General features: G+C 40.6%; 28 protein-coding genes, 1 pseudogene and 1 riboswitch. Of the genes and pseudogenes, 21 read left to right on the plus strand and 8 right to left on the minus strand.

What is annotated here, in order from left to right; genetic code table 11:
* The first annotated feature begins 201 nt into the window (after positions 1-201).
* From BLR65_RS25930 to BLR65_RS25950, 5 genes are all read left to right on the plus strand, one after another.
* Positions 202-1647, plus strand: a complete 1446-nt coding sequence (locus tag BLR65_RS25930) for a sodium:solute symporter family protein (protein WP_093797304.1) — start codon at positions 202-204, stop codon at positions 1645-1647.
* 206 nt (positions 1648-1853) lie between these two features.
* Positions 1854-2771: a sulfite exporter TauE/SafE family protein gene (locus BLR65_RS25935; protein WP_093797306.1), complete on the plus strand. Its 918-nt coding sequence runs from the start codon at positions 1854-1856 to the stop codon at positions 2769-2771.
* A 50-nt stretch (positions 2772-2821) separates the two neighbouring features.
* Positions 2822-3745 (plus strand): substrate-binding domain-containing protein, encoded by a 924-nt coding sequence (locus BLR65_RS25940; protein WP_093797308.1) that lies wholly within the window; start codon positions 2822-2824, stop codon positions 3743-3745.
* Positions 3745-5151: a HAMP domain-containing sensor histidine kinase gene (locus tag BLR65_RS25945; RefSeq protein ID WP_093797310.1), complete on the plus strand. Its 1407-nt coding sequence runs from the start codon at positions 3745-3747 to the stop codon at positions 5149-5151. The genes BLR65_RS25940 and BLR65_RS25945 overlap by 1 nt, the downstream gene beginning before the upstream one ends.
* A gap of 7 nt (positions 5152-5158) precedes the next feature.
* Complete coding sequence (locus BLR65_RS25950; RefSeq protein ID WP_093797312.1) at positions 5159-5827, plus strand: response regulator; 669 nt, start codon at positions 5159-5161, stop codon at positions 5825-5827.
* Between the two features lie 51 nt (positions 5828-5878).
* Here the strand turns inward: BLR65_RS25950 and BLR65_RS25955 are convergent, their stop codons facing one another.
* The 4 genes from BLR65_RS25955 to BLR65_RS25970 form a co-directional block, all read right to left on the minus strand.
* The gene (locus BLR65_RS25955; RefSeq protein WP_093797313.1) at positions 5879-6682 is read right to left on the minus strand and encodes an HAD-IIA family hydrolase; all 804 of its coding nucleotides are present in this window, start codon (positions 6680-6682) and stop codon (positions 5879-5881) included.
* A 30-nt stretch (positions 6683-6712) separates the two neighbouring features.
* Positions 6713-8065 (minus strand): MFS transporter, encoded by a 1353-nt coding sequence (locus BLR65_RS25960; RefSeq protein WP_093797315.1) that lies wholly within the window; start codon positions 8063-8065, stop codon positions 6713-6715.
* 375 nt (positions 8066-8440) lie between these two features.
* Entirely contained in the window at positions 8441-10117 is a 1677-nt protein-coding gene (locus BLR65_RS25965; RefSeq protein WP_093797317.1) for a hypothetical protein, read from the minus strand.
* Between the two features lie 24 nt (positions 10118-10141).
* Positions 10142-10519, minus strand: coding sequence for a hypothetical protein (locus BLR65_RS25970; protein WP_093797318.1), 378 nt, complete (start codon positions 10517-10519; stop codon positions 10142-10144).
* A 155-nt stretch (positions 10520-10674) separates the two neighbouring features.
* Positions 10675-10792, minus strand: a riboswitch (molybdenum cofactor riboswitch).
* 456 nt (positions 10793-11248) lie between these two features.
* Here BLR65_RS25970 and modA (BLR65_RS25975) point away from each other — a divergent pair.
* The 13 genes and pseudogenes from modA (BLR65_RS25975) (at position 11249) to BLR65_RS26020 (ending at position 18955) form a co-directional block, all read left to right on the plus strand.
* Positions 11249-12049, plus strand: coding sequence for a molybdate ABC transporter substrate-binding protein (modA, locus tag BLR65_RS25975; RefSeq protein ID WP_093797320.1), 801 nt, complete (start codon positions 11249-11251; stop codon positions 12047-12049).
* A 36-nt stretch (positions 12050-12085) separates the two neighbouring features.
* Positions 12086-12898, plus strand: coding sequence for a molybdate ABC transporter substrate-binding protein (modA, locus tag BLR65_RS25980; protein WP_093797322.1), 813 nt, complete (start codon positions 12086-12088; stop codon positions 12896-12898).
* 208 nt (positions 12899-13106) lie between these two features.
* Positions 13107-13460, plus strand: a complete 354-nt coding sequence (locus BLR65_RS30175) for a PrpR N-terminal domain-containing protein (protein ID WP_169717008.1) — start codon at positions 13107-13109, stop codon at positions 13458-13460.
* Positions 13442-13891, plus strand: a complete 450-nt coding sequence (locus BLR65_RS31525) for a PrpR N-terminal domain-containing protein (protein ID WP_169717009.1) — start codon at positions 13442-13444, stop codon at positions 13889-13891. The genes BLR65_RS30175 and BLR65_RS31525 overlap by 19 nt, the downstream gene beginning before the upstream one ends.
* 129 nt (positions 13892-14020) lie before the next feature.
* Positions 14021-14503, plus strand: a complete 483-nt coding sequence (locus BLR65_RS30185; protein ID WP_281241592.1) for a sigma 54-interacting transcriptional regulator — start codon at positions 14021-14023, stop codon at positions 14501-14503.
* A 175-nt stretch (positions 14504-14678) separates the two neighbouring features.
* Positions 14679-14945: an MFS transporter gene (locus tag BLR65_RS25990; protein WP_245693053.1), complete on the plus strand. Its 267-nt coding sequence runs from the start codon at positions 14679-14681 to the stop codon at positions 14943-14945.
* Between the two features lie 128 nt (positions 14946-15073).
* Positions 15074-15442 carry an alcohol dehydrogenase catalytic domain-containing protein gene (locus BLR65_RS31135; protein WP_373657756.1) on the plus strand — a complete coding sequence of 123 codons (369 nt, stop codon included), beginning with the start codon at positions 15074-15076 and terminating at the stop codon, positions 15440-15442.
* A complete protein-coding gene (locus tag BLR65_RS31140; RefSeq protein WP_245693054.1) occupies positions 15409-15612 on the plus strand; it encodes a zinc-binding dehydrogenase in 204 nt (67 codons plus the stop codon). Before BLR65_RS31135 ends, BLR65_RS31140 begins: the two co-directional genes overlap by 34 nt.
* A gap of 372 nt (positions 15613-15984) precedes the next feature.
* Positions 15985-16776, plus strand: coding sequence for a PrpR N-terminal domain-containing protein (locus tag BLR65_RS31530; protein ID WP_281241595.1), 792 nt, complete (start codon positions 15985-15987; stop codon positions 16774-16776).
* A gap of 5 nt (positions 16777-16781) precedes the next feature.
* Positions 16782-16988: pseudogene (locus BLR65_RS31535) on the plus strand (hypothetical protein); the annotation flags it as partial.
* Positions 16989-17200: 212 nt separating this feature from the next.
* Complete coding sequence (locus tag BLR65_RS26010) at positions 17201-17659, plus strand: Dna2/Cas4 domain-containing protein (RefSeq protein ID WP_093797328.1); 459 nt, start codon at positions 17201-17203, stop codon at positions 17657-17659.
* Positions 17660-17739: 80 nt separating this feature from the next.
* Positions 17740-18309 (plus strand): nucleoside-triphosphatase, encoded by a 570-nt coding sequence (locus BLR65_RS26015; protein WP_093797330.1) that lies wholly within the window; start codon positions 17740-17742, stop codon positions 18307-18309.
* 94 nt (positions 18310-18403) lie between these two features.
* Positions 18404-18955, plus strand: coding sequence for a flavoprotein (locus BLR65_RS26020; protein ID WP_093797332.1), 552 nt, complete (start codon positions 18404-18406; stop codon positions 18953-18955).
* Between the two features lie 73 nt (positions 18956-19028).
* Here the strand turns inward: BLR65_RS26020 and BLR65_RS26025 are convergent, their stop codons facing one another.
* Entirely contained in the window at positions 19029-19298 is a 270-nt protein-coding gene (locus tag BLR65_RS26025) for a LysM peptidoglycan-binding domain-containing protein (protein WP_169717010.1), read from the minus strand.
* A 323-nt stretch (positions 19299-19621) separates the two neighbouring features.
* Here BLR65_RS26025 and BLR65_RS26030 point away from each other — a divergent pair, with 323 nt between their 5' ends.
* From BLR65_RS26030 to BLR65_RS26040, 3 genes are all read left to right on the plus strand, one after another.
* Positions 19622-20050: a DUF134 domain-containing protein gene (locus BLR65_RS26030; RefSeq protein WP_093797336.1), complete on the plus strand. Its 429-nt coding sequence runs from the start codon at positions 19622-19624 to the stop codon at positions 20048-20050.
* A gap of 239 nt (positions 20051-20289) precedes the next feature.
* Positions 20290-20595 (plus strand): ArsR/SmtB family transcription factor, encoded by a 306-nt coding sequence (locus BLR65_RS26035; RefSeq protein ID WP_211285245.1) that lies wholly within the window; start codon positions 20290-20292, stop codon positions 20593-20595.
* 28 nt (positions 20596-20623) lie between these two features.
* Positions 20624-23092, plus strand: coding sequence for a CoA-disulfide reductase (locus tag BLR65_RS26040; protein WP_093797340.1), 2469 nt, complete (start codon positions 20624-20626; stop codon positions 23090-23092).
* Positions 23093-23343: 251 nt separating this feature from the next.
* Here BLR65_RS26040 and BLR65_RS31150 read toward each other — a convergent pair whose 3' ends face one another.
* From BLR65_RS31150 to BLR65_RS31160, 3 genes are all read right to left on the minus strand, one after another.
* Positions 23344-23556 carry a bacterioferritin-associated ferredoxin gene (locus BLR65_RS31150; RefSeq protein WP_245693055.1) on the minus strand — a complete coding sequence of 71 codons (213 nt, stop codon included), beginning with the start codon at positions 23554-23556 and terminating at the stop codon, positions 23344-23346.
* Positions 23557-23735: 179 nt separating this feature from the next.
* Entirely contained in the window at positions 23736-24128 is a 393-nt protein-coding gene (locus BLR65_RS31155; RefSeq protein WP_245693056.1) for an FAD-dependent oxidoreductase, read from the minus strand.
* Between the two features lie 23 nt (positions 24129-24151).
* Complete coding sequence (locus tag BLR65_RS31160) at positions 24152-24319, minus strand: hypothetical protein (RefSeq protein WP_245693057.1); 168 nt, start codon at positions 24317-24319, stop codon at positions 24152-24154.
* Positions 24320-24653 lie beyond the last annotated feature (334 nt).

A 24653-nucleotide genomic window follows, 5' to 3' on the forward strand; every position in this document is an offset into this window, starting at 1 on the left:
TAAGTATTTAGGATTTCCATAAAGAGGTAACGGGTGTCCTCGCCAATTGACAGGTTTATTTATGCGCGTTATTATAGTAATTGTAGTATTGTAAATAGTTGTTATTGAGACAACTAGTAGTATGGCTTAGCCGGTAAATTATCGCTAGGTTAATTGTAATTTACCGTCAGCAAAAAATGATAGGTAGGAAGGTAGGATGGGATGAGTATTCAATTAGTCATTATTATTTCCTATATTTTTGTGTTGTTTGGGATTAGTATTTATGTTAAGCGTAGAACGGAAAATAGTAGCGGTTTTTTATTTGCCGGACGGAAATTAACGTCTACCTTAATTGCGGCAAATATTGCCGGAACAGCTATTGGCGCCGCCTCGACCATCGGCACGGCTGAAAATGCTTTTCAGTTTGGAATTGCGGCTGGTTGGTATAACGTTGCTTGGGCAGCAGGGGCGGTGACTATGGCCTTGGTTGCAGCAGAAAAATACCGCGGACTGAACTGTACAACAATCCCGGAATTATTTGAACGTTATTATGATAAAAAAGGACGTGCGATTGCTGTACTGGGAATGATTACTATTCAGCTGGTCATAACTTCACTGCAATATATTGCCGGCGGAGCCATTCTGTCAGCATTATTACCTGATATCTTTTCCCTAAAAGGCGGCATGATTACTAGTGCAGTCGTATTTATTGGCACTACGATTCTTGGTGGGTTATGGTCATCGGGATTGTCCAATATTCTTAGTACGACTTTAATTTATATTGGTGTGCTTACCAGCACCCTAACTATTGTAGCTAAGCAGGGAGGTATGAGTACAATTGCTGCATCGTTACCTCCCGGAGTTGACTGGTTTGGGCCTGTAGGCGGATTTGGTTCGGCTACCATAATCGGTTGGTTTGTTGTTATGATGACACAAACGATTACTGCGCAGGGGCCTGTACAAATAGCTTGTGCTGCCGTTGACAAGAAATCGGCGAAACGCGGTTTTTTGTGGGGAGCAGTTCTCATGTTTCCCATAGGATTTGCCTGTGCCGTCATGGGAATCGCGGCCAAAGTAGCCTATCCCGAGATGAATGCCACAATGGCTCTTCCGCAGATGATTATGGGCCTTGATCCGGTAGTGGCCGGATTGACACTAGCTGCGCTGTGGGCCGCCGATGTTGCTACTGCTTGCCATATCCTATTGGCGGCTGGGACGTTGTTTTCTCAAGATATTTATAAGCGCTTTTATAAACCGGATATTGATGATCAACAATATACCCTTGTTAATCGTTGTGCTATTCTTGTTTTAGGGGCTGTTACATTGTGGTTTGCCTTTAATGCCGTGGGTATTGTTAAAACGATGCTTATTGGCCTTAGCCTCACGACCGCATTTACTTTGGTTTTCCTGTTTACTATGTTTGCGCCGCAGTTTTGCAGAAAAAATACGGCTTTTTACACAACTTTTACAGGAATTGCCACGCTGGTCGTCTGGCAAGTGGTACCCTCGTTCCGGTTGTTTGCTCACCCGATTTATATGGAATGGGTTGTGTGCTTATTGACATTCTTTATTGTTGCCCTGGTTGACAAAAATAAAATTACTTCTGATGAAGCTAAGTCATATATGGTTAACGGGCAAACACCGGGTTTTGCGGAAGGACGAAATTAGCCGCAAGCAACAAGCGATCAATGAAACAAATTTGGATATAACAAAAGCTCTCTTATCTTCACGGTAGGAGAGCTTTTATTATATAAAATTAAAAAATGTGACAGGAAAATAGTATATTCTTACGAACTGTATATATAAATAACATTTTGGCTGGTATAAACCATTGCCTTTATTTATATGTAAAGGCAATATTGGGGGATGGTGATTTGTTTGAGTTATTTTTACCTGTAGGCAATGCCGAGGTTTGGTGGCCGGGATTAGTTTTTCTTGGTTTTTTAATTGGAATGATAACCGGCTTTTTCGGCATAGGTGGAGGTTTTTTATTAACACCTGCCCTAAAGATATGTTTTAATGTTTCCTATCCGGTAGCAATCGGCAGCAGTTTGTTACAAATATCCTTGACTTCGTTGTTTTCTGCTTATAAGTATTGGCAGCAAAAAAGTCTAGACACAAAAATGGGAGTAGTAACGGCTATTGCGGCACTAATTGGGACAGAATGCGGTGTTCGTATTCTGAAAAAAATTAGCATGACCAGTACGGTCATAGTCGCTGGATATGAGTTACCATTTACTGATCTTGTAATTAATAGTTGTTTTTTTGTGCTGATGGTTTTGACGGCAGCGTTTATGTATCGTGAAGCTTCCCAAGGCGACCGGGGTGAAAGTGAAGAACCCAACACAAAGATCGGCGAATTTATACGAAGTTGCCCACTGCCGCCGTTTTTAAGTTTCAAGCAATCAAAGATATCTGAGCTCAGTTTATGGGTACCCACTACGCTTAGCTTTTTTGTAGGCTGCTTAACAGGCTTGCTGGGAATCGGTGGAGGATTTGTCGGTCTGCCTTTAATGATTTATCTGTTGGGAATGCCTACTCGTATTGCTGTTGGGACAAGTACCATACAGGTTTTACTGGCAAGCTGTTATGGAATGTTTCGTCATATGCAACAGGGCCATGTGGACATTCTACTGGTGGCATTTATGCTTTTAGGCTCAATAGCCGGAGTTAATACCGGCGTGAAAATTGCCAAAAAAGTTGATGCTCGCGATACACGCAAATATTTTGCGGCTCTCTTATTACTGGGAATATTGTTAATTATTTATGATATGCTATATCGTTTTGTTTAGCAGATTCGGGTGTTCCTGGACATAACATGTGATAGAAACGGAGTTTTGGCATGCGAAAGATATTCCTGGCAGGTATGGTGATTACACTCATGCTGGTACTTGCCGGTTGCGCTAATGACAAAAGGCCTTATATTAATTTTGAGCGCTCCCAGCCTAATGTAAAAATGGAACAGACAGATGATGAAAATCTGCGACCAATTCGTATCGCTGTGGCAACCGTCATTTCCCCTAATGAAACAATTGAGTATTATCGCAATATAGCTCAATATATTTCTAAGCAAATTGGCAGGCCTACAATTTTAGTGCAGAGAAAGACATACGAAGAGTTAAATATGGTAATGTCTAATGGCGAGGCAGATATTGCGTTTATGTCAACCGGCGCATACAGTGCCTATCGTGGCCTTACAGAGATAGAACTATTAGCTATGGTGGAATATAAAAACAGTATTTTTTACGATATGCAGATTATCGTGCATAAAGATAGTGATATCACTTCACTTGAAGATTTAAAGGGCAAGAGTTTTGCATTTACTGACCCGCTAAGTTATTCCGGCCATATGGCAATTCTTCAGCTTCTCCAGGAAAAAAATACGCGACCGGAAAAGTATTTTGGCCATTATATATATACATACAGCCATGACAAATCTATTTGGGCAGTTGCCAATAAAGCAACCGATGCAGCTAGTATTGACAGTATGATTTATCAATATGGAATGGCGAACGATAAGAACTTACTTGATAAAATCCGGGTTATTGAAACAGTTGGGCCTAACCCAACCGGGCCGGTAGTTATCAGGGAAAAAATTAGTGAAGAACAAAAAAAACAACTGCGGCAAGTGTTTCTGGATATGCACAAGAATCCGCAAATAGTGCCATCGCTTAAAGGATTGCTCATTGACCGTTTTGTGATACCGGCTGTTGATTATTATCGGCCGTTGCAGAAAATTTATGACGAAACAAGAGGCATAACGTGATGCACTGGTATAGACGCAGTTTATATGCAAAAATTGCCCTAATAATCGTAGGCACATTACTGTTATCTATTTTAACACTCATTATCATGATGCGCGGTGTTACACATAATCTAATTGAGAATCAATTGAATGTAAGAGGCTTTGAAGTCGGCAATTATATAGCGGTTTTAAGTACGAATGATATTTTGCAGGAAAACCATTATGCCATTCTTGAGCGAATTAACAAAACTAAGGATAAAAATAAAGATGTAAGGTATATTTTAATAGCAAACTATATGGGCCAGGTGATTGCCGATACCTTTATAGACGGATTGCCGGAAGGATTGCCGGCAACGGTTGCTGTCGAAAACATGGAAACCTATATTGTCAATAAGTTTAATAGTAATGAAGGCGTTATCTATGAAATCGTAGTGCCAATCGAAAACGGTAATGTTGGTTTTGTCCGGGTGGGAATGTCTAGCGGAGGCATGCAGCAAATATTAAATCATACATTAACCGAATTTTCGCTTATGGCAATTATTCTATGTACCATTGCCGTAATACTGGCTAGCTGGCAGATGTCTGTAATCATTAGACCTATTCAAAAATTATCGCAGGCTGCCGAGGAAATTAAGAATAGTAATTATTCCGTGCAGACACTTTGTAAAAGTGCAGATGAGATTGGAAGATTAAGCCAGACATTTAATGAAATGGCAGCATCACTCAAACAAAAGGAAGACGAGAATAATGAACTGCTTAAAGCCTTACAGGTAAAGGAATATAATCGTACAATCCTGATCAGTAAATTGTTTACCGCACAGGAAGACGAGCGAAAACGTATTTCGCGGGAATTGCATGATGGGGCCGGACAATCGATTACCTCATTGCTGGCCTATTTAAAAATTTTGTCAACAGAAGTTAAAGGAGATAGACAGCATTCACTGATAAACTCAGCCCGGGATGTAATAGTTAGTGTTTTAGGGGAGTTAAGGCAAATGGCAGTAGACTTAAGGCCGCCGGCGCTGGACGATTTGGGGTTAGTTGCTGCTATAGAAAAATATTTGCATACTCTTTCTGTGTATCATATAAAAATTGTCTTAAACGCAGATGAGCAACAGCTAAAATTACCGGATTCAATCGTGCTGGCCCTATATCGAATTCTTCAGGAAGCGATAACGAATATTATACGACATGCCGGTGCCACAGAAGTAGAAGTAAGTTTAGTTTCTGAATCTGAGTATGTAAAGCTGATTATTGCCGATAATGGTTGTGGCTTTTCTGATAAGTCATTGGAGAATGCCAGAAGGCAAAACCGGCTAGGTCTTTATGGTATCCAGGAACGGGTAGAAATATTGAATGGCAATCTTGCGATTCAATCTACTGTTGGGACAGGAACCAAAATCATGATTACTATACCTACAAGGTGATTTGAAAATGCAAAAAATAAAAATTATTTTGGCTGATGACCATGCTATCCTGCGTACAGGGTTAAAGCTAATGTTGAGCTGTGATAATTCAATTGACGTTATTAGCGAAGTGAGTAGTGGCGAGGAATTGCTCAAACTGTTGCAAGACGTTAAAGCCGATGTGCTGATTTTGGACTTATCGCTGCCGGGGATGAACGGGATAGATGTTATTTATGAAATAAAAAATAGGGGATATTTGATCAATATTTTAGTGTTGACTATGCATACGGAAGAGCAGTACATAAAAGCGGTTATGAAAGCCGGCGCCTTAGGTTATGTGAGTAAAAGTGCGTTTGATACTGAGTTGTTGACTGCAGTTAAAACAGTCGCAGAGGGCAAAATTTATTTAAATAGTGATCATGCATTACTGATGGTAAATACGTTATTGAATAATAATAGTAACAAAGAATGTGACCCCTATACGTTGTTGAGCAGTAGGGAACGCGAAGTAATGCGATTGCTTGTACACGGCTATTCCCTGGCGGATATAGGTAAATTATTATGTTTAAGTATAAAAACGATTGATACACATAAGACCCGGATTATGAATAAACTCGGTATTACAAAAAAGAATGAGTTGGTACAATATGCGTTAGACCGGGGAATATTAGTGCAAAATAACGAAAAAATCACATAAAAGATTAAAATGGATCATTCCCCAAGAGAATGATCCATTTTGCTGTTCAAATTATTTTTGTTGCAAAGCAGCGGCAAGTTCGCGTACACTGTCAAAAACATAATTGGGGCGGACTTTTGATTGATTTAGATCAGTTTGCTTAGTTTCGCCGCTCAGCACCAATATGCCGCAAATTGCAGCGTTTTCGGCCAGCTTTATATCCGTATATAACCGGTCGCCAACCATTGCCGTCTCATCACGTTTACAGTGGAGTTTCGCCAGCAGTGCATTGATGATTTCCTGGTACGGTTTACCAATGATTTTAGCTTTTTTGCCTGTTGAAGCATAGATCAATTCGAGCATTGCCCCAACATCGGGAATGTAGCCTGAGCGTTCATCGGTGGGGCAGTTAATGTCTGGATGTGTGGCAATAAGGGGGACACCTTCGCGGATTAAATGACAAGCTTCTGTTAATTTGGCATAAGTTAAGGTCTGATCAAAGCCTAATACAACAAAGTCAGGTGTCGAACCGGTCAATGTAAAGCCGTGGGCGATAAATTCCTGTTCCAAATCCGGTGTACCTAGCAAAAAGATGCGGGCATTAGGTTTAATGGTTTTAATATATAAAGCTGTGGCTTCGCCTGAGGTTAAGACTTGATCAACAGTGGCATCTAAACCAAGTTTTTGTAGTTTATTTACATAGCTTTGCTTGTTTTTGGAAGAATTATTGGTCAGAAAGACATATTTTCGGCCGCTTTCTGCTAAATAATCAAGAAATTCTTTTGCGCCAGGCAAGAGCTTTTGCCCTAAATAAATAGTTCCGTCCATGTCTAAGGCAAAATACTTTAACTTTTGTAAACTTGCAGGGTTTTGCATAATCCTTCTCCTAGGCAGTTAGTTTTTTAACTAATCGTTAGCTTTAACATTCCAAACCAGAGCGGCCAACACGAAAGAAGCAACGGCGGCACCTACCCAGAAATCACCGGCAAGAGCAAAGTCGTATACTTTTTTGCCGTTAACGATTGTCATATGAGCATTAATTAGATAGCCGCTGACCATTTCCTGCATGGCTGCGCCGAAATAACTCAATAATCCGATCATTCCCATTGCCGCGCCGGTAGCCCGTTTAGGACAAATATCAACAGCCATTAGGCCGCCAAGATAACATACAAGTGCCCCCATCGTAAAGCCGTATACACACATCGTGATCATATCGGTCATAGGATTAGCAGGAGCCCACAAAAACGCGGCAATGGCTGCTGCATATAAAACACCATAAATTAAAGCAGGCATATTACGTTTATGATTAAAAAATTTATCAGAGACTAAGCCGCAGGTCAGGGCACCGAAAATACCGGCAAACTGCATTACACCCAAAACTCCGCTGGCGCCGATAGTCGTGTAGCCTTTGGCTTCAGTTAGGTAGATAATACCCCAGCTTTCAATGGCATAGCGGGCGATATAACAGCAGAGGCTTGATAATCCAAGAATCCACACTGCCGGACGTTTAACAACAGACCATTGTAAAGAGGCTACGGATTTATCTTTTTCGGCTCTTGCCGCTTGCACGTCACCGTCATTTTTAAATTCTTCAGCATTTGGCAAGCCGTAAGATTCGGGGCGGTCATGCATAAAGAAATAAATAAGGATGGAACCAACCAGACAGAATATACCAGGCATAACAAAACCCATATGCCAGCTGTAGGCGCTAACAATCGTGGCCGTAGCGACATAAGTAAACGCGGCACCGAGATTATGGCTGGTAAACCATATACCGTAATAAGTTCCGCGTTCTTTATTACTAAACCATTGATTTAGCGAAACGATGCAAGGACCAGCCCCAAAAGACTGGAACCAGCCATTGATTCCCCACAATACCACTAGTGGAAGAAATTGGTTACAAAAGCCCATCAAAACAGTTACAATTGAGGAAATAAAAAGTCCGAAAGCAAAGAAACGTTTATTATTCATGCGGTCGGCTAAAAAACTGTTAATAAATTTTCCCAGTCCATAAGTAATAAAAAATACCGAGCCCATTATGCCCAAATCTTGAGCATTTAACACACCATCGGCCATAATCGGCTTTTTGATAACAGAAAAATTAAGCCGTAATACATAAAACAGAGCATAGCCCAAAGTTATAGAGGCAAAAACCTGCCAGCGCCTTTTGTTAAATTCTTTTGATATAATGTCTTTATTTTCTGAAATCAAAGGGCGATCTTGACCAGTTGCGAATACTTTCCAAAATAATTCTAACATATGATTACCTCACTTTTTTTATAGATTTTCATGCAGCTTTATAAGCCATGAATTTGGGGTTCATCACCAACCTTTCGTTTGCATTTTATGCCTTGCGGTTATAAGTAAGCCTCCCTTCTAAAAGAGATTATTTACATGTTAAATTATCTCATTATTAAATCAATTTAACTATCAGATAAAATCTGAATTATTGTAAGATATTTAGGTATAAAAGCCGATCGTTGCTATGTTAGTATTATAAACCGCAATAGGCTGGAAACAAATAAATAGAGCCGGTAGAGATAGCATAAAATCTATCTCTACCGGCTCTATTTATTTGTTGCACCAGATATTTGCTAAAGCGTATTTTGCGGACGGCGGCCTTGTTTTAGAAAGTTATATTTCGACAACGCGGCCAATATTCCCTGGGTCCAGAGCTTTTCCGTCGGCTGAATAATATGCTTCTGCAGAACTGGCCATTTGTTGAATGGTAAGTGAAATGTTAGTTTTAGACAAAAACACTAGGTGCTTATCATAATAGCGAATTAATTTAATCATCTTATAGAAACAGTCATGGCTAAATTTACAGCGGACATTGGCAAAAACAATATCTGCATGGATAATAAGCGCATCGTCAAAATTATTTGCATCGCCTGAAAGATAAACAAAATGGGGGAATTGGTTTTTTAACTTGGTTTGCCAGTTTTCGGCGCCGCCAATAACCAACGCGCGAATACCGCTTAATGTTTGCAAAGCAGTATCAAGATTAATTTGTTGATTAGCGTTTGCTAATTTTATGATATTATCGCAATTGGTTGTTTGTACGGATTTATTATTATGCCGGCAGTTTTCCATTTGCAATAGTTTTGTTTTTAACTCTTCATTCTCCTTGGTCAATGCGTTTATTACAAATTTTTGTTTAAGTGCCAAGGTATTAATTTCTTCTTCTTTTTGGGCCAATAAGTCAGATTTTGCCGCTAAGTCAGTGTTTAATCTTCGGATATCTGTTTCATAAATGTGCAGTTGTTTTTTTAGACTATCCATTTTGGCGTATAGATAAGGCGTGTTTTGTTCAAAGTAATATTTCTTCGTTTTTTTATACTCGCGTACGAATTCAAGCAAATGTAAGCCAAACATGACGAATTCGGCACATTCTAATTCCATATCTTCTTGGCTTTTCTTATGGCTGGAACGAAATAAATCAGAAGTCATTTTTAAAATATAGAGACGGCAAAGAAGTTCAATATCCCGTTCTTTGACTTTGGTTAATATTGTTGGCGAAATTAAAGACAGCTCTGCTGATGATGACAAATAGGCAGCGCAATGAGCCATTCCTTCCCAAAAACGGTCGCCATTCCATGGCTCAAGATAATTGTGAAAGACTTTTTGGTATATAGCATTCTTAAAATAACGAGCCATTTTTTTTATTGCCGGTTTATTCAATCTGCCGATTAATTGCTGAAAATCGCTAGTGTTATTGAGTTTGCTGGCAAATATCTGGATGTTATGTAATGTCTCGGGTTCGGAAACAATTGCCTTTTTTCCTAGGACACAGGTAATAAACAGGCCAAATTTTAAAGAGGCTTGTGGGGGTAAATCAATAGCTGGATACATTGTGATAAAATAGTTGAGATATTTTGTAGCTGCGCCTGTAAGAAGATTGCGGTATTTACTGCTTTTTATAGATTCAGCGTAATACTCCGGTTGGGATACTTTGGACAAATCTACTGTTTCGGTATTTCTTATATAGTTATATAAATTATTCCAGTGCTTGGTTATAATGCCTAGTACCTGTTGAAATAGAAGGGAGTCAATCCCGGCTTCAATAGCTACGAGTACCATCCCCAGATATTTTGCGGCATAAATTTGTCGGTCAATTCCACTAACAGTGAACAAAGGATGATTAGCATAAATCGAATGAGAAGCTGCGATCTGGTACCGGGTTTTGTCAAGTTCATAAAGGAAATCTATCTCTTTGTAAGCTGATGTTGTATCGGCTGCGAGTTGGATAAAAAGTGGGAGTGTATCAACAGAATGATTATTGATTTTTAAAGTGAAGTCTGATTTTTTCATAAGATATCACCATCTTTTTTGTATTTAACACTGTTGATCTTTTACAACGATTTTTTTTGCCATATACTCAACACTTTTTTCCTGGTAAGACTCCGTAATAATGGTACTATGTTCACCTTTAGTTATGTTTTTTTCCGCTTTGACCGCAAGCAAAGATTCCGTGATCATTTTTAAGTTATTTGTTAAAGTAGTGAGGATATTTACATAGGTCTCCAACGAAAAATTGTTTTTAGTCGATCTGGCTTCTTGGATGGCTTTATGGGTATCCACAAGGAGTTCTTGAAATGCATGCTCTGAGTATTGTAAGTCAGTCAATATATAGCAGCCAGGCTCGCTGTCAACCAGCAGCATAATTTTTCCGTTATCGAGAATATCGCTGTTAGTATGGACTCGTGAAAACATAATTTGTCCTCCTTTATGGTATTTTGAGTTTAGAATAAAAGTTAACGTGAGCACAAAAAAGATAACTAAAAATGCCAAGCCTATCCGAAAAGGAAAGGGCTTGGCAATAAATTCAAGCGACGCAACAAAATCCTTAATTAAGCGCAAAGTTTTGCACTACTTGAAGTATTGCTCCTTTCCAAAACGGGAAATATAGTCGTTTCCAACTATACCGATCGGCCGGATACCATACCACATGGCTTAGGTAAAGCGGCTAAGGAGCAGGCGAATAAATTATAAATTTTCAATTACAATTAAACACAAACTAACAAAAACAAATAAAACTAACTATATATTTATTATATTATTTGTTTTTGTATAAATCAATAGGGCTAAATGCTCTTTTCTTTAAATTTCGCTTCCTTATAAAAATTATTTCGACGGTTTGTACACGTTAACAGTACGTGAATGAGAAATTATCAGAAGTTTAGAGAAATAATATAGGTTTAGCTGGTAGATAAAGATATAAGCGCTGTAAATGTTTTAATACATGAGATGAAAAAATGGCTTAATTTGTTGACTGTTAACTTGCTAATAATACATAACTAATACTATAATAACAGTATATGGTATTTGCTTTTATTAGTTTATATTTGTTTTGTTTTGAGTAGCGCAAATAATGGAGGTGAATGAGTGTTACTGCATGACTAGTTGGGATAAATGAAAAGGGTGATTAAGGGGGAAAAGAAAATGCAAAAAATTACCTTGCGAGCATCTGTTATTCTGTCTTTGATTGTTGCGGTTATTTTTAGTTTAGCCGGCTGTGGCGCTGAAAAATCGGCTCAGCAAACACAGATGGTAGAAATCAATATATCTGCAGCTGTAAGTCTCAAGGATGCGCTTGCGGAAATTCAACAAAATTATCAGACAAAGAATCCTAATATTAAACTTATTTATAATCTCGGGGCTTCCGGTTCACTGCAAAAACAAATTGAGCAGGGGGCACCAACCGATATTTTCATTTCGGCAGCTCCTAAACAGATGGACGAATTGGAAGCTAAAGATCTGATAAACAAAGCTACACGTAAAAATTTGGTCGAAAATAAATTAGTTGTTGTTGTGCCTAAGGAAAGCAAACTAATTATAACTAAATATGAAGACTTAACCCAGGATGCCGTGCAAAAGATTGCACTTGGCGAAACAGCTACAGTACCCGCCGGTCAGTATGCACAACAGGTATTGCAAAAACTGGGGCTTTGGGATAAATTAAAAGATCGTGTTGTATTTGCCAAAGATGTGCGTACTGTTTTGACGTATACGGAAACAGGTAATGTGGAAGCCGGGATTGTTTACAAAACGGATGCTGCTTCCAGTGACAAAGTAAAAATTGTCGCCACTGCTCCGGAGGGCAGTCACCAACCTATTGTTTATCCGATTGCTGTGACGTCCGGCAGTAAACAGGCAAAAGCTGCCGAAGCTTTTGTTGAATATTTGTTTAGTGCTGAAAGCAGAGCTGTCTTTGAAAAATATGGTTTTGTCATGAATAAGTAACAGTCATGAAACTGATGTACAAGAGGGGAGTATGCTATGAAGGGCAGGGGTGTAGTTAATTGGATTTTCTTATTAGTTGCTGCTATCGCTGTTGCCGGGACGATCTGGGCAACAAAGCCGGTTGCTCAAGCGCCGGTAAAACCGGCTGCGCCAATTGAAGTTAACCTATCTGCGGCACTTGGCTTGAAAGATGCGCTGACAGATATTCAAAAAGAATATGAAACCGCTAACCCCAATATAAAACTGGTATTTAATTTTGGACCTGCCGGCGTTTTACAAAAGCAACTGGAGCAGGGAATTTCAGCGGATATATTTATTTCTGCCTCACCCAAACAAGTTAATGAACTGCAAAACAAAAATCTTGTAGTACCTACTTCAAGAAAAATATTAGTTGCCGATAAACTGGTTTTGGTTGTTTCTAAAAATTCTCCGTCAGCGATTGAAGACTTTCAGGATTTAACCAGAGTTGAAAAATTTGGCATGGGAGAACCGGGGACAGTACCCGCCGGTCAATATGCCATGGAATTCCTTAAGAATATTGGTATATGGGAGAATGTTAAGGATAAGGCAGTACAAGCTAAGGATGTTCGCACAATTATCTCTTACGTTGAATCTGAAAACGTTGATGCTGGAATTGCATTTTCAACTGTCGCCGCCTTAAGTGATAAAGTCAAAGTTGTTGCTGCTGCGCCGGATGGGTCACACATGCCGATCACATTTCCGGCAGTGATAATGGCTAATGCTAAACATCCTAAAGAAGCGGAAGCCTTTTTATCATACCTGTGTAGTTCTCAAAGTGCGGCGATTTTTCAAAAATACGGTTTTGCTTTTGTCGGCTCAAGCCAATAAAATCACCGGAGTGCATTTTTGCAGGAGGACTGTCTCAAAAGAGACAGTCCTTTTTGCATGTGCTCAGTCTATGAAACTTTTAGTCAGGATTAGCAATGGGAAGAGTAAGGCAGAGTTAAAATGAAAAAATAAATTCGCTCTGTCAACGCATTGCGTTATAATGGTATTATTCTATATAGTCTACATAATGATTTTTGAGGAGATAACAATGTCCAAAATTACCTTTATCATACCCTATCCTAGTATTGCTCAATTAATCGAAAATACTATCCAGGAACAACAGGATGGCGAATGGGAATACGAAACCATTATGAACATCGGGGTTCACCCTATTATTCATCGGCAATTTCAGTCAGATGCTATTATCGCCCGGGGGGTTACTGCGGTAGCATTGCGGCGCAAACTGCCGGACATACCTGTCATCGACCTGCCTGTGAGTGGTTATGATATTTTGCGCGCAATTAAGGAGTGCCTGGAACGGTTTGCAGACACGAGGATTGGCGTTGTGGGTTCCCATGATATGATTGTATTGTGGGGGTTGAATTGGAGGCTGTTGAAGTAAATAATGAAGACGATGCTGAGCCGATTTTAGCTAAGCTGAAAGATAAAAGTATTAACACGATCATTGGCGGGGTAATGTCCAGCAGGATAGCCCACCGGCTTGGCATGCGCAGTTTGTTTATAAAAACCGGACGTGAGGCGATTTATTCGGCATTGAAGGAAGCCAAACGGGTAGCTGCCGTTCGCCGGCGGGAGAAAGAACGGGCCGAACAATTTCGTACCATATTGGATTATTCGGATGAGGGTATTATTGCCGTGGACGTACAGGGAAAGATAAATCTAATGAATAGAGCGGCAATTCAAATTACTAATCTCCGTGATGAAGCGATCGGCGGTAAACTGTCAGTAACATTACCGAAACTTGCTTTGGACAAGGTGTTGGCTACCGGTGAGTCGGAGATCGGAGATTTACATACAATAAATAATCAGTAGATAACCATTAAAAAAGTACCGATCATTGTTTCAGGAGATACGGTTGGGGCGATCGCAACATTCAGGCCTGTTGCCTCCATACAAGAACTTGAGAGTAAAATACGGGAAAAAATCTATAAACGGGGCCATGTGGCTAAATTGCACTTTGATGGGATTATTGGCAACAGTAAGGCGATCAAAGATACCATTGCTATTGCCCGCGAATTTAGTACGGTTAATTCGAATGTTTTGATTTATGGTGAGACAGGTTCCGGCAAGGAAGTTTTTGCTCAAAGTATTCATAACGGGAGTAGCCGCTGCAAAGGTCCGTTCGTTGCCATAAATTGTGCAGCTTTACCGGAAAATTTATTAGAAAGCGAACTGTTCGGTTATACGGCCGGTGCCTTTACCGGCGCATCCCGCGGCGGTAAAATTGGCCTTTTCGAGTTAGCTCACCACGGAACAATCTTTCTTGATGAGATATCGGAAATTTCACCAAAACTGCAGAGGCGATTACTGAGAGTTTTGCAGGAACGGGAGATTATGCGGCAGGAAGATATTATTTTGCTTATGAATCGGTTATATTGCCTCAAATTTAACAGAGATCATAAAGAAATCGTATATTTCGCATGAAAGAATATTGCAGGCGCAGACGGCTGGTGTATTGACAACGCTCCACCACTGGCGTTTGTCTGTTTTTGCCAAATACACCACCCGTCTGCAAACATCTTTGGCACGTTGTATATAGCTGGAGTACGTAATTTCTCAGGCAACCTCTATAAAATTTAATTGAGGATCGTTATTTGGCATGGAGATGTCTGTAGGCGTGTATTGGGCGGTTTGTCTGGATGTAGGCAATGAATATGCCGGAACGGTGTCTGGTATGATGAATTCTATTGGCAATCTTGGTTCGGCTCTTTTACCGGTTGCTTTTGGGATGATTGTACAGCATACAGGCTCCTGGGTATATCCGTTTATTGTTGCTAGTGTGCTATTAGTGATTGCATCCCTGCTGTGGACTAGGATTAATCCGGAAAAATCGTTGGTTGATGAATTGGAGCTCAACGCTGAATAGACAAAAATGAGGAAAATTTTGCGAATAGTCAAGATTTAAGAACGCTTCCTGTTAAGTTAACAATTCCGGTTACCACGAGGGCTGCACTACTCAAAAAAGCCTATGATATCGAACTGGTTGAAAAAGAGCTGGTATGTGGTGATGATGAGGTTATTGTAAAAAATCAGCTTATTGGCATTTGCGGCTCAGACAAGAGTTTTTACCGTGGGCAAATGCCTCCCAAAACGGCAGAATTCCGTCAGGAACCCTGTTTTCCTTTCTGGCTGGGGCATGAAAGTGGCGGCACGATTGTTGAAGTTGGCGCTAAAGTAAATGAATATAAAATTGGTGATAAAGTAATGGCGTTTGGTTGGTGTAATAATTTTGCCGATTACTTTGTGGCTAAAGAGTTTCAACTGCAACCAGTACCTACAGGAATGGATATGGATTTAGCCAGCCTGGGAGAGTTATTGTTGTCGACGTATTGGATGGTAAGCTTAAAATTGCTCAAAAGCTAGGTGCCGATATTACGGTAAATTTGAACAAACAAGAACTAACAAAGGTTGTAGCTGACTTGACCGGCGGCGCTGGTGCCGACGTCGTCGTTGAAGCGGCGGGGAGTCAAGATTCCTTTAATACAGCATCTGAAATTATTAAGCATAATGGGAAGTATGTCTTTTACAGCTGAGTAACGCAACCTGTTACTCTGAACATTAGCCGTTGGCATGATGACGGATTTGAATTTATCAATACTTGTCTTGTTCATCATACCTGGCGGGAACGGTATGTCTGGACGCCGCGGACTCTTCGCCCGGTAGTGCAGGGGGCTGTTGATATTAAGCCGTTGATTACCGATGAATTTAGCCTGACGCGATATTAAAAAGGCGTTTGAACTTGCCGACAAAGATGAGGCTGCGATTAAAATAGTCCTGCGTCCATAAATGGTTGGACAGATTGAACCATAGTAATGAGGTGAAAAAATGGCTTCAATTATATTTATCGCTCCGTCTCATGCGATAGCAGAAATCGCCACCGAGATTATTTACGCAATGAATTTGATATAACGGTTTCGGTGGCAAGTTTAGGGCAGGCGCAGGAATTAGTCCAAAACAATTCCGATGCTCAGGTTATCATTGCACGGGGTGGAACGGCAGCTCACCTCAAAGATTCGGTAGGGAAAACAATAGTTCATATTACTGCATCATGTAGTGACCTTCTTGTGCCTGTTGGCAAGCTCAATAAGTTAGGATTTACGGATATTGGTGTTGTTGTACGGTCCAATGTTTTGGAAGAGGTCATTCAGGATATCAATCTTAATTTTTTCAAGGTTATTCTTCGCCCGTGTGAATCAGATGATGAAATACGTCATACGATTCAAGAATTGGCTAAAACAGGAGTAAAAGGTATAGTTACCGATAAAGTAGGCGCAAAGGTTGCTCAACAGTATGGCATTGCCGTTGAATTTCTGGATTCGGGAATAGCTTCCATTACCAAGTCAATATGTGAAGCAGTGAAAATTTTGCAAGCACAGGAACAGGCGCTCATGCGCGAACAGGAAAGGGCGCGGCAAATCCTCCAACAAGTAACCGGAATCTATACAGCTTTAGAGCAGGCAGCTGCTGCCATTGAGCAACTTTCGGCGTCCTCCCAGCAACTGGCAGCTTCCAGTGAAGAAGTTGCTAATAATGCCAAAGATGCCAAAGAAAAAATAAATAGTATTGCCAATATCCTGGAAATCATTAGACATGTTGCCCGGCAAACCAATTTACTGGGGCTAAATGCCGCTATTGAAGCGGCGCCGGCGAGAGCGGTCGCGGATTTGCAGTTGTTGCCAATGAAGCGCGGAAGTTAGCAGAGGAAAGTCATCATTCTGCGAGCAACATTGACCATGTTCTTTCCACATTTCAGACTGCAGTAGGAAGTGTGCTGACAAATGTTGAACAGAGTAACTTTATTATTAAAGATCAGGCCAAAGCAACACAGGAAATTGCTCAAATGCTGGAGGGCTTAAAAACGATTGGGCAGCAATTGGTCGATTTGACAAAAAGCAAATCGTTTTCTTGAGTCTGTCCCGGAATACAATAATGTTATAAATTAATTTTCATTCTGGCCTGAAAACCTGATAGAGGTGGTTTTCAGGCTTCCTTTTTTGCTCTTTTATAAGACATAGTAAATACTGAGCAGAGGTGGCTCAGTGAGTTTCCCTATTTACAAAATGAAACATTAGTTCTAAAATAGATACAAATTGGTTATTACGCTTGTTTATCAGGTGAAACATGCTGCTGCTACTTGGATGTGTTCTAGCGTTTGTTTTTTATTACTGGTTTCATAGCCGGCGTACGGCTAACTTGTCTGTTTATTTAACTGATCATTATATGCGAATTAATGAACCTATACCAATTTGCGGTGCACCGGATGCTGTATGGATTGATAGAAATGGAGTATTGATAGTCGGCGATTATAAAAGCAGAATGAGTGGTCAGGTTCAGGATTCCGATATTATTCAACTTTCTGTTTATAAAGTATTATTGGAACATACACAACGCCGAACTGTTTCGAACAAGGGGTATCTGCATTTTAAAAACGGACGGCGGGTCTGTGTAAAGTTGCTTGCTGAAAAAGAAATTATCGCGATTTATAAGCAATATCAAAAGATTATAAACGGTGAGCTTAAAGCGCGGTGTACCAATCAGAACGGGTATTGTCAGTACTGCAGTTATTTGGATATATGTTAAGTATGAGTAAATATTTCATACTTAACGGCATTAGGATTAATGTTTAGAATGTGTTGGAACAAGGAGGGGCGGGTAAGTAGATGCACCTTTTTCTCACAGGTGAAATACAAGTCGGTAAAAGTACGGTCATTACCAAAACCCTTTCACGGTTACGAGTAAATTCCGGAGGGCTTAAAACTTATTTCGGTTCTGACAGGAGCTTGCCCAACAAATTGCTTTATATGTGTGCTGCTGCCGAGCCGTATGCTTTTAAAGAAGAAAACGCAGTTGTGCGTTTCTCTGCCGGTCAGCCACCTGAAGTTTTGACTGCGAAATTTAACACGTATGGTGCTATGTTAATCAGGTCTGCCCGATCCAGGTCACAGCTGATTCTAATGGATGAATGTGGCAGCCTTGAGAGGGATGCCTTTGTTTTTCAAAGAGAGATTATCAATACCTTGGATGGCAATATACCGGTTTTGGGCGTTATTAAACTGGCGAGTACAGGCTGGACTGAACAAATCAGAAACCACCCCAAAGTGAAGCTTATTACTGTCACTAAGAAAAACCGTTCTGCTTTGCCCGGATTTCTGGCCCGGCAGCTTGCCGCTGAAACTGGCACAACTAAGTTTTTGAGTGATTTGAATCATGCTGCTGATGATGATAATTGAGGAAAACAAGGCGGATTGTTAATTTAATATGCAAAAATGTAATAACGAACTAGCTATAGCTGGCTAAATATAATATTGAAAGGAGATCGATGAGATGCTTAAGGGAAAAAATATTATACTTGGCGTGACAGGAGGGAGTCCGGCCTATAAGGCAGTGGATATAGTCAGGAAGTTAGTAGCGTTGCATGCTAATGTTGATGTAATTATGACAAGCAACGCTACCCAGTTTATTGCTCCGCTGACTTTTCGCAACGCGTCCGGCAATCCTGTTGTTGTGGACCAATTTGCCGATCCGGTCTCCTGGAATGCAGGCCACAAAAAACTGGCGGATAAGGCAGATTTATTACTAATTGCGCCTGCAACCGCAAACATAATCGGGAAAGCGGCCAATGGCATTGCCGATGAGATGTTGTCTACAACTATCTTGTCGACAGAGGCAATCACTGTATTTGCTCCCCATATGAACCCCAAAATGTATAAAAAGCCGGTGGTGCAGAGAAATATAAAAACTTTGCAAGAAGACGGGTGCCGGTTTATCCAGCAGGAAAAAACTATGCCAAGCGGCAAAACATTGTATTGTATGTTTGCGGATATCGAATTTATTATTCAAAAAGTAACAGAGATGTTAGTTGCCGAAGCACAATAAAAAAAGTTTTTGAATAAAAAAGTCCCATCAGCCATGTGCTAATGGGACTTTTGTTAATTTTATAAGTATATTTTTAATTTTTAACCGGTACTTTTAAAATCTGTCCAGGATAAACTCTCGCATTGCTGTCTAATTTGTTGATTCGCCTAATTTCAAACATGATTTCCCTCACGTCGTCTTTGGGTGTTGCATAGTTTGCAGCAATTTGCCATACGGTATCTCCTGGTTTTACGTAAACCGTTTCATATGTAGTCGTGGTATTAACAAAGGCACGAGAAATAGCCAAGGGTGTAGCTGCCAAGATAGCAAAAACTAAAGATATGACAAGCATGGTTTTTCTCATAGGATAAACACCTCTCTGGAACATATGTTTGCTTGTTGCTATTGTATCACAGTACATATGTTCTCCGCAAGTATGTTCGATAAAAATTTTCGAACTAATGTTCTTTTTTGATATATTATGGTACAATACTGTAGGTGAGATAAAAAGCTATATATTTCGCAGTAAAGAAGTTTGCAGACGGGTGGTGTAAAGATAACACACCATTCGCCCGCAAAATCTTGGTTGACGGTCTTGAACGTGAACGATTTTTTTTAACAATTTGACTTCGTATTTATTTGGTAGTAGTATATTTTAAACCGAATATATTCATAAAGGGGATTTATATGGTTCGCCCACTAAAAGAACGAAAAATTGAAAAACTTCCGCCTGTATCACATTTTAAACCAATAGGAATCCCATTAAGAGATATCCAGGAAATCATACTTACCTATGAGGAAATGGAAGCTGTCCGGCTGGCGGATGTTGAGCAACTTGATCATACTGCTGCCTCCCAAAGCATGGAAGTATCACGTTCGACGTTTAATCGTATAGTAACGAAAGCCCATCGTAAGATTGCTTTAGCGTTATGGGAGGGAAAAGCTCTCCGCTTTGAAGGTGGTACCTTCAAAATGGAACATAAGCATTTACATGACTTACGTTATTTTATTTGCCATGATTGCCATCACGAGTGGAACATTCCATTTGGTACAGGCAGGCGAGGGGTTGACATGGTTTGTCCTCAATGTGGCTCTGATAATGTTAGTAGAAAATGACCAACCTTACAATCTTATCCCAACGTACCTCTTGATCGGCCGCTTACTTATCACAGTAAGATATGGCCGATTATTTTTTTACAAGTTGATGTTTTAAAATCGGAATAGTGAAAAATATCTCTAAAAGTTAGAAATATACCAATTCATTCATTTAAGGCAAAAAGAGGGATTGATTTATATATCGCTATATTGTAATATATAAATATATGAATGTAAACGTGGAAGGAGAATAACTAATAGTGAATGATGGAGAATTTTCCGCATTTATTGAAGCTGCGGATCTCTTAAAAGTACTTGCCCACCCAGTTAGACTTTGTATTGTAAAAGGGTTGATTGAGAAAGGTGAATGTAACGTAACCCACATGCAGAATTGCCTTAGGGCGCCACAATCAACAATATCCCAGCACTTACAAAAGTTAAAAGCAGCAGGAATTATAGAAGGTGTTCGCAGCGGCTTGGAGATTCATTATAAGGTTCGTGATCCCAAAGCGATTGCCCTAGTTGGACTTCTTTTTAACAAGAAGGTTAAAATAGCCGATTCCTAAGCACTCTATTTTGAAGGAGGTAATGTTAATGGGTAAAAAGATTTTGTTAGTTGGTGGCGTTGCCGGCGGAGCATCGGCAGCGGCAAGACTCAGAAGGCTTGATGAAACAGCTCAGATCATTATGTTTGAAAGGGATGAGCATATTTCTTTTGCCAATTGCGGATTACCTTACTATATTGGGCAAAATATCAAAGACAGAAGTAAACTTTTGGTACAAACACCCCAAAGTATGAATGAACGGTTTAATATTGACGTGCGGGTTCATAGTGAAGTAATTCGCATCAACTCTGAGCGGAAGACGGTGACCGTAAACAGTAAGGAAAAAGGTATCTATGAAGAATCTTATGATTATTTGGTGCTATCTCCAGGAGCTAAAGCGATTAGACCGCCTATTCCGGGAATTGGCAGTGATAAGGTTTTTACATTGAGGAATATTCCTGACACGGATACCATCAAGAATTTTGTTGACAAACAAGAGGTCAACCAGGCAGTAATTATTGGCGGCGGCTTTATCGGTGTGGAAATGGCTGAAAACTTGAAAGACCGAGGCCTGGACGTGACACTGGTAGAAGCTGCACCCCATATTTTAGCCCCTTTTGACACTGATATGGCAGTTATAGTGGAGAAAGAATTAGTGGATCATGGTGTAAGGCTTATACTGAATGATGGCGTAGCTTCTTTTAACGATAAAGGTGACACTGTTGATGTCATTCTAAACAGTGGACAATCATTTACGGCTGATGCGGTTATTTTAGCCATTGGCGTAATACCTGACACCGGATTTCTTAAAGATAGTGGCATTGAATTAGGGGCTAAGGGGCATATTCTTGTGAATGACAAGCTGGAGACTTCTTGTCAGGGTGTATATGCCGTAGGTGATGCTATCGAGGTTGTCGACTTTGTAACCAAACAAAAGGTCGCTATTCCCCTGGCAGGCCCTGCGAATAAGCAGGGAAGAATTGCAGCCGACAATATTGCAGGGTTAACCTCGACTTATAAAGGTACCCAGGGAACTTCCATACTCAAAATTTTTAATTTAACGGCCGCATGCACCGGCAGTAACGAAAGGACACTTAAACGATTAAAAATCCCTTATAAGGCTATCTATGTGCACCCTGTATCCCATGCTTCTTATTATCCGGGAGCGTTACCGTTGTCATTAAAACTTATCTTTAATAATGAAGGCAATATTCTGGGAGCACAAGGAGTTGGCTCTGATGGTGTGGACAAACGAATTGATGTGATTGCAACGGTAATTCGGCTTAATGGCAAAGTATCAGATTTAACAGAACTCGAACTTTGTTATGCACCGCCATTCTCGTCAGCGAAAGATCCTGTTAATATGGCCGGATACGTAGCAGAGAATGTTTTGGCTGGACGTGTAGATACATTTACCTATGAGGAACTGAATAATTTCGATAAAGAAAATAACCTGCTATTAGATGTACGAACTGAATTTGAGTTTCAAAATGGTCATCTGGCAGGAGCGGTCAATATTCCTGTTGACCAACTGAGAAAAGAGTTAGATAAGCTGGATAAACGTAAACCGATTCTAGCGTACTGTCAGGTAGGACTGCGGGGATATATTGCTTCGCGAATTCTAACCCAACATGGTTTTACCGTTAAAAATATGACCGGCGGCTACAAATCCGCTTCCGCGTTGCGCTTTAAACCGGGTAATTCACCTGCTGCTGCTGAGAAAAAGTCTGACATAGATCCAGATACGCAGCTTGTAAAAAATGAAAATTTCCCAACGGAACAATATGATAAGCTACTGGATGCCTGCGGATTAAGTTGTCCCGGCCCTTTAATGCAGGTCAAAGCTTCTCTTGATGCAATGGATGACGGCCAAATTCTCAAAGTAACGGCTTCAGATCCTGGTTTTTATGAAGATATTAAAGCATGGTGTCTGAGGACCAACAATGAACTTCTTGCTGTACAGAAAGAGCGCAGCCAAATTGTAGCGTATGTAAAAAAAAACAGTAATGTGCCGCAGCTAAATCAGAATTCGACTGGTGTGGCGGTGAAGGATAATAAAACTATCGTAGTGTTTAGCGGCGATCTTGACAAAGCCATGGCAGCCTTCGTTATCGCCAACGGTGCGGCGGCAATGGGGAAAAAGGTAACAATGTTTTTTACCTTTTGGGGATTGAATATCCTGAGAAAACCTGAGCATGTTCCGGTAAACAAAGGGTTCATGGATAAAATGTTTGGTTTTATGATGCCTCAGGGCAGTAAAAAATTGAAACTTTCTCATATGCATATGCTGGGTATGGGGAGCAAAATGATGCGCATGGTAATGAAAAATAAAAATGTAAGTTCTCTCGAAGAGCTTATTCAGGCAGCGCTAGACTCGGGGATAGAAATTGTCGCTTGTCAAATGTCTATGGATGTCATGGGTCTACAAGCGGAAGAAATGCTTGACGGTGTCAAATTTGGCGGTGTCGGCTACTATCTTAACGAAGCAGAAGATTCCAATGTAAATTTATTTATATAACGTATAATGGCCCATAGTTATGGAAAGGGGACTGAGCGCAAAACGTTCAGTCCCCTTTAGTTATAATATTGATAACTCCTGCTATTGATATAAGGTTTATATATTCCGCATAAAAGAAGTTTACGGGCACAGGCGGGTGATGTATTGACAACGCTCCACTACTGGCGTTTGACTTCCGTTTTTGCCAACACACCACCCGTCTGCAAAATTCTTTAGCACGTTATATATTCAACGAGTAAAATAGCTTTGAATCACAGTTTGAGTATGTCCAGGCGTTTCGCTCTTTGCACCAATGTGGAGGACGGTGCTTCCCGTTCGGGTACCGCTGCCGGTGGTATGTTAAGTTCGCGGGCAATTATCTCCTTAACTCTGGAACCGCAAAAGGCCCCCTGGCAGCGGCCCATCCCTGTCCGTGTTCGCCGCGCCACGGCAGCAATTGAGTTTACAGGGATACCGCGCTGCAAGCAGTCAATAATTTCAGCTTCTGTTACCTGTTCACAGCGGCAAATAAGACGGCGTTCCGGATCAACCGTATGAATATCGCCGGAAAAATCGGTGCCTTTTTTTCTGATAATTGGTTTACGGTAGGGAGCGAAGTTTAATTTAGGCTCAAGTACCAGTCCGGCTAGTCGCAGGATTTCTATTACTTTAAGAGTAATGGCCGGCGAAGAAGTAAAGTTTTATCATCCGTACTTACGTCTTCCTTATCTTCAATCTCCTCAGCATTAGGGCCGATCATTAGATTTCCATGGTACGTAGTTGTCACCAGAATGACTTTTCCCAGTTTCGTCGGTACTTGGAAGATGACGGATTTGGCCAGATAGTTCTGTTCCTTATCTAAGATTACATACTGGCCCCGACGCGGCGTAAGGTGATAGTCATTAATGCCTACCATGCCGGCAACTTGATCGCTGTGGATGCCGGCGGCATTAACCACGTAGCGGGCCAGGATTTTTTCACCGTTTTGAGTAGTAAGTGTAAAACCTGTATCTATAGGTTGGATGTGAGCAACTTCACTGGATAATTTAAGCGTCACGCCGTTCGCAACGGCATTCTCTGCTAAGGCGATACAAATTCATAGGGGGATGTTACTCCCGCCTGCTCGCAGTATAAGGCGGCTTGCACCTTATCGCTTACATACGGTTCCAGCTCGCGTGCCTGATCGCCGGCAATGATTCGTAATCCCTGAACCCCGTTATGCTGGCCATATTTGTTAAGCTTATGCAAAGTATGATTCTACTGCGAAAACTCCCCCTGCACAGGGGTATCAGTTGCCGAGAGAAAATGACCTAAAGCCCTTATGAAATAAGGTTTTGTAGGTATTGCGAACAGGGATTTTCTGCTTGAAGTCGAATATTATTATTATAAACATAACGATATTTGAAAGTGAGCGAATATAAATGTTTCGCAAAAATAATTCACACCTTCAGGAACGCTTGTTTGATGACTTCCAGCATTTACACCCCAGTCAACAAAAACGCTTAATGGCCAGTTGGGCTCCCATATTTTACGAACACGTTTTCAGCCAGATTGATGAAGCACCCTTTGCACCGTTATACTC

It is taken from the genome of Sporomusa acidovorans (assembly GCF_900101845.1).
Lineage (GTDB): Bacteria > Bacillota > Negativicutes > Sporomusales > Sporomusaceae > Sporomusa > Sporomusa acidovorans.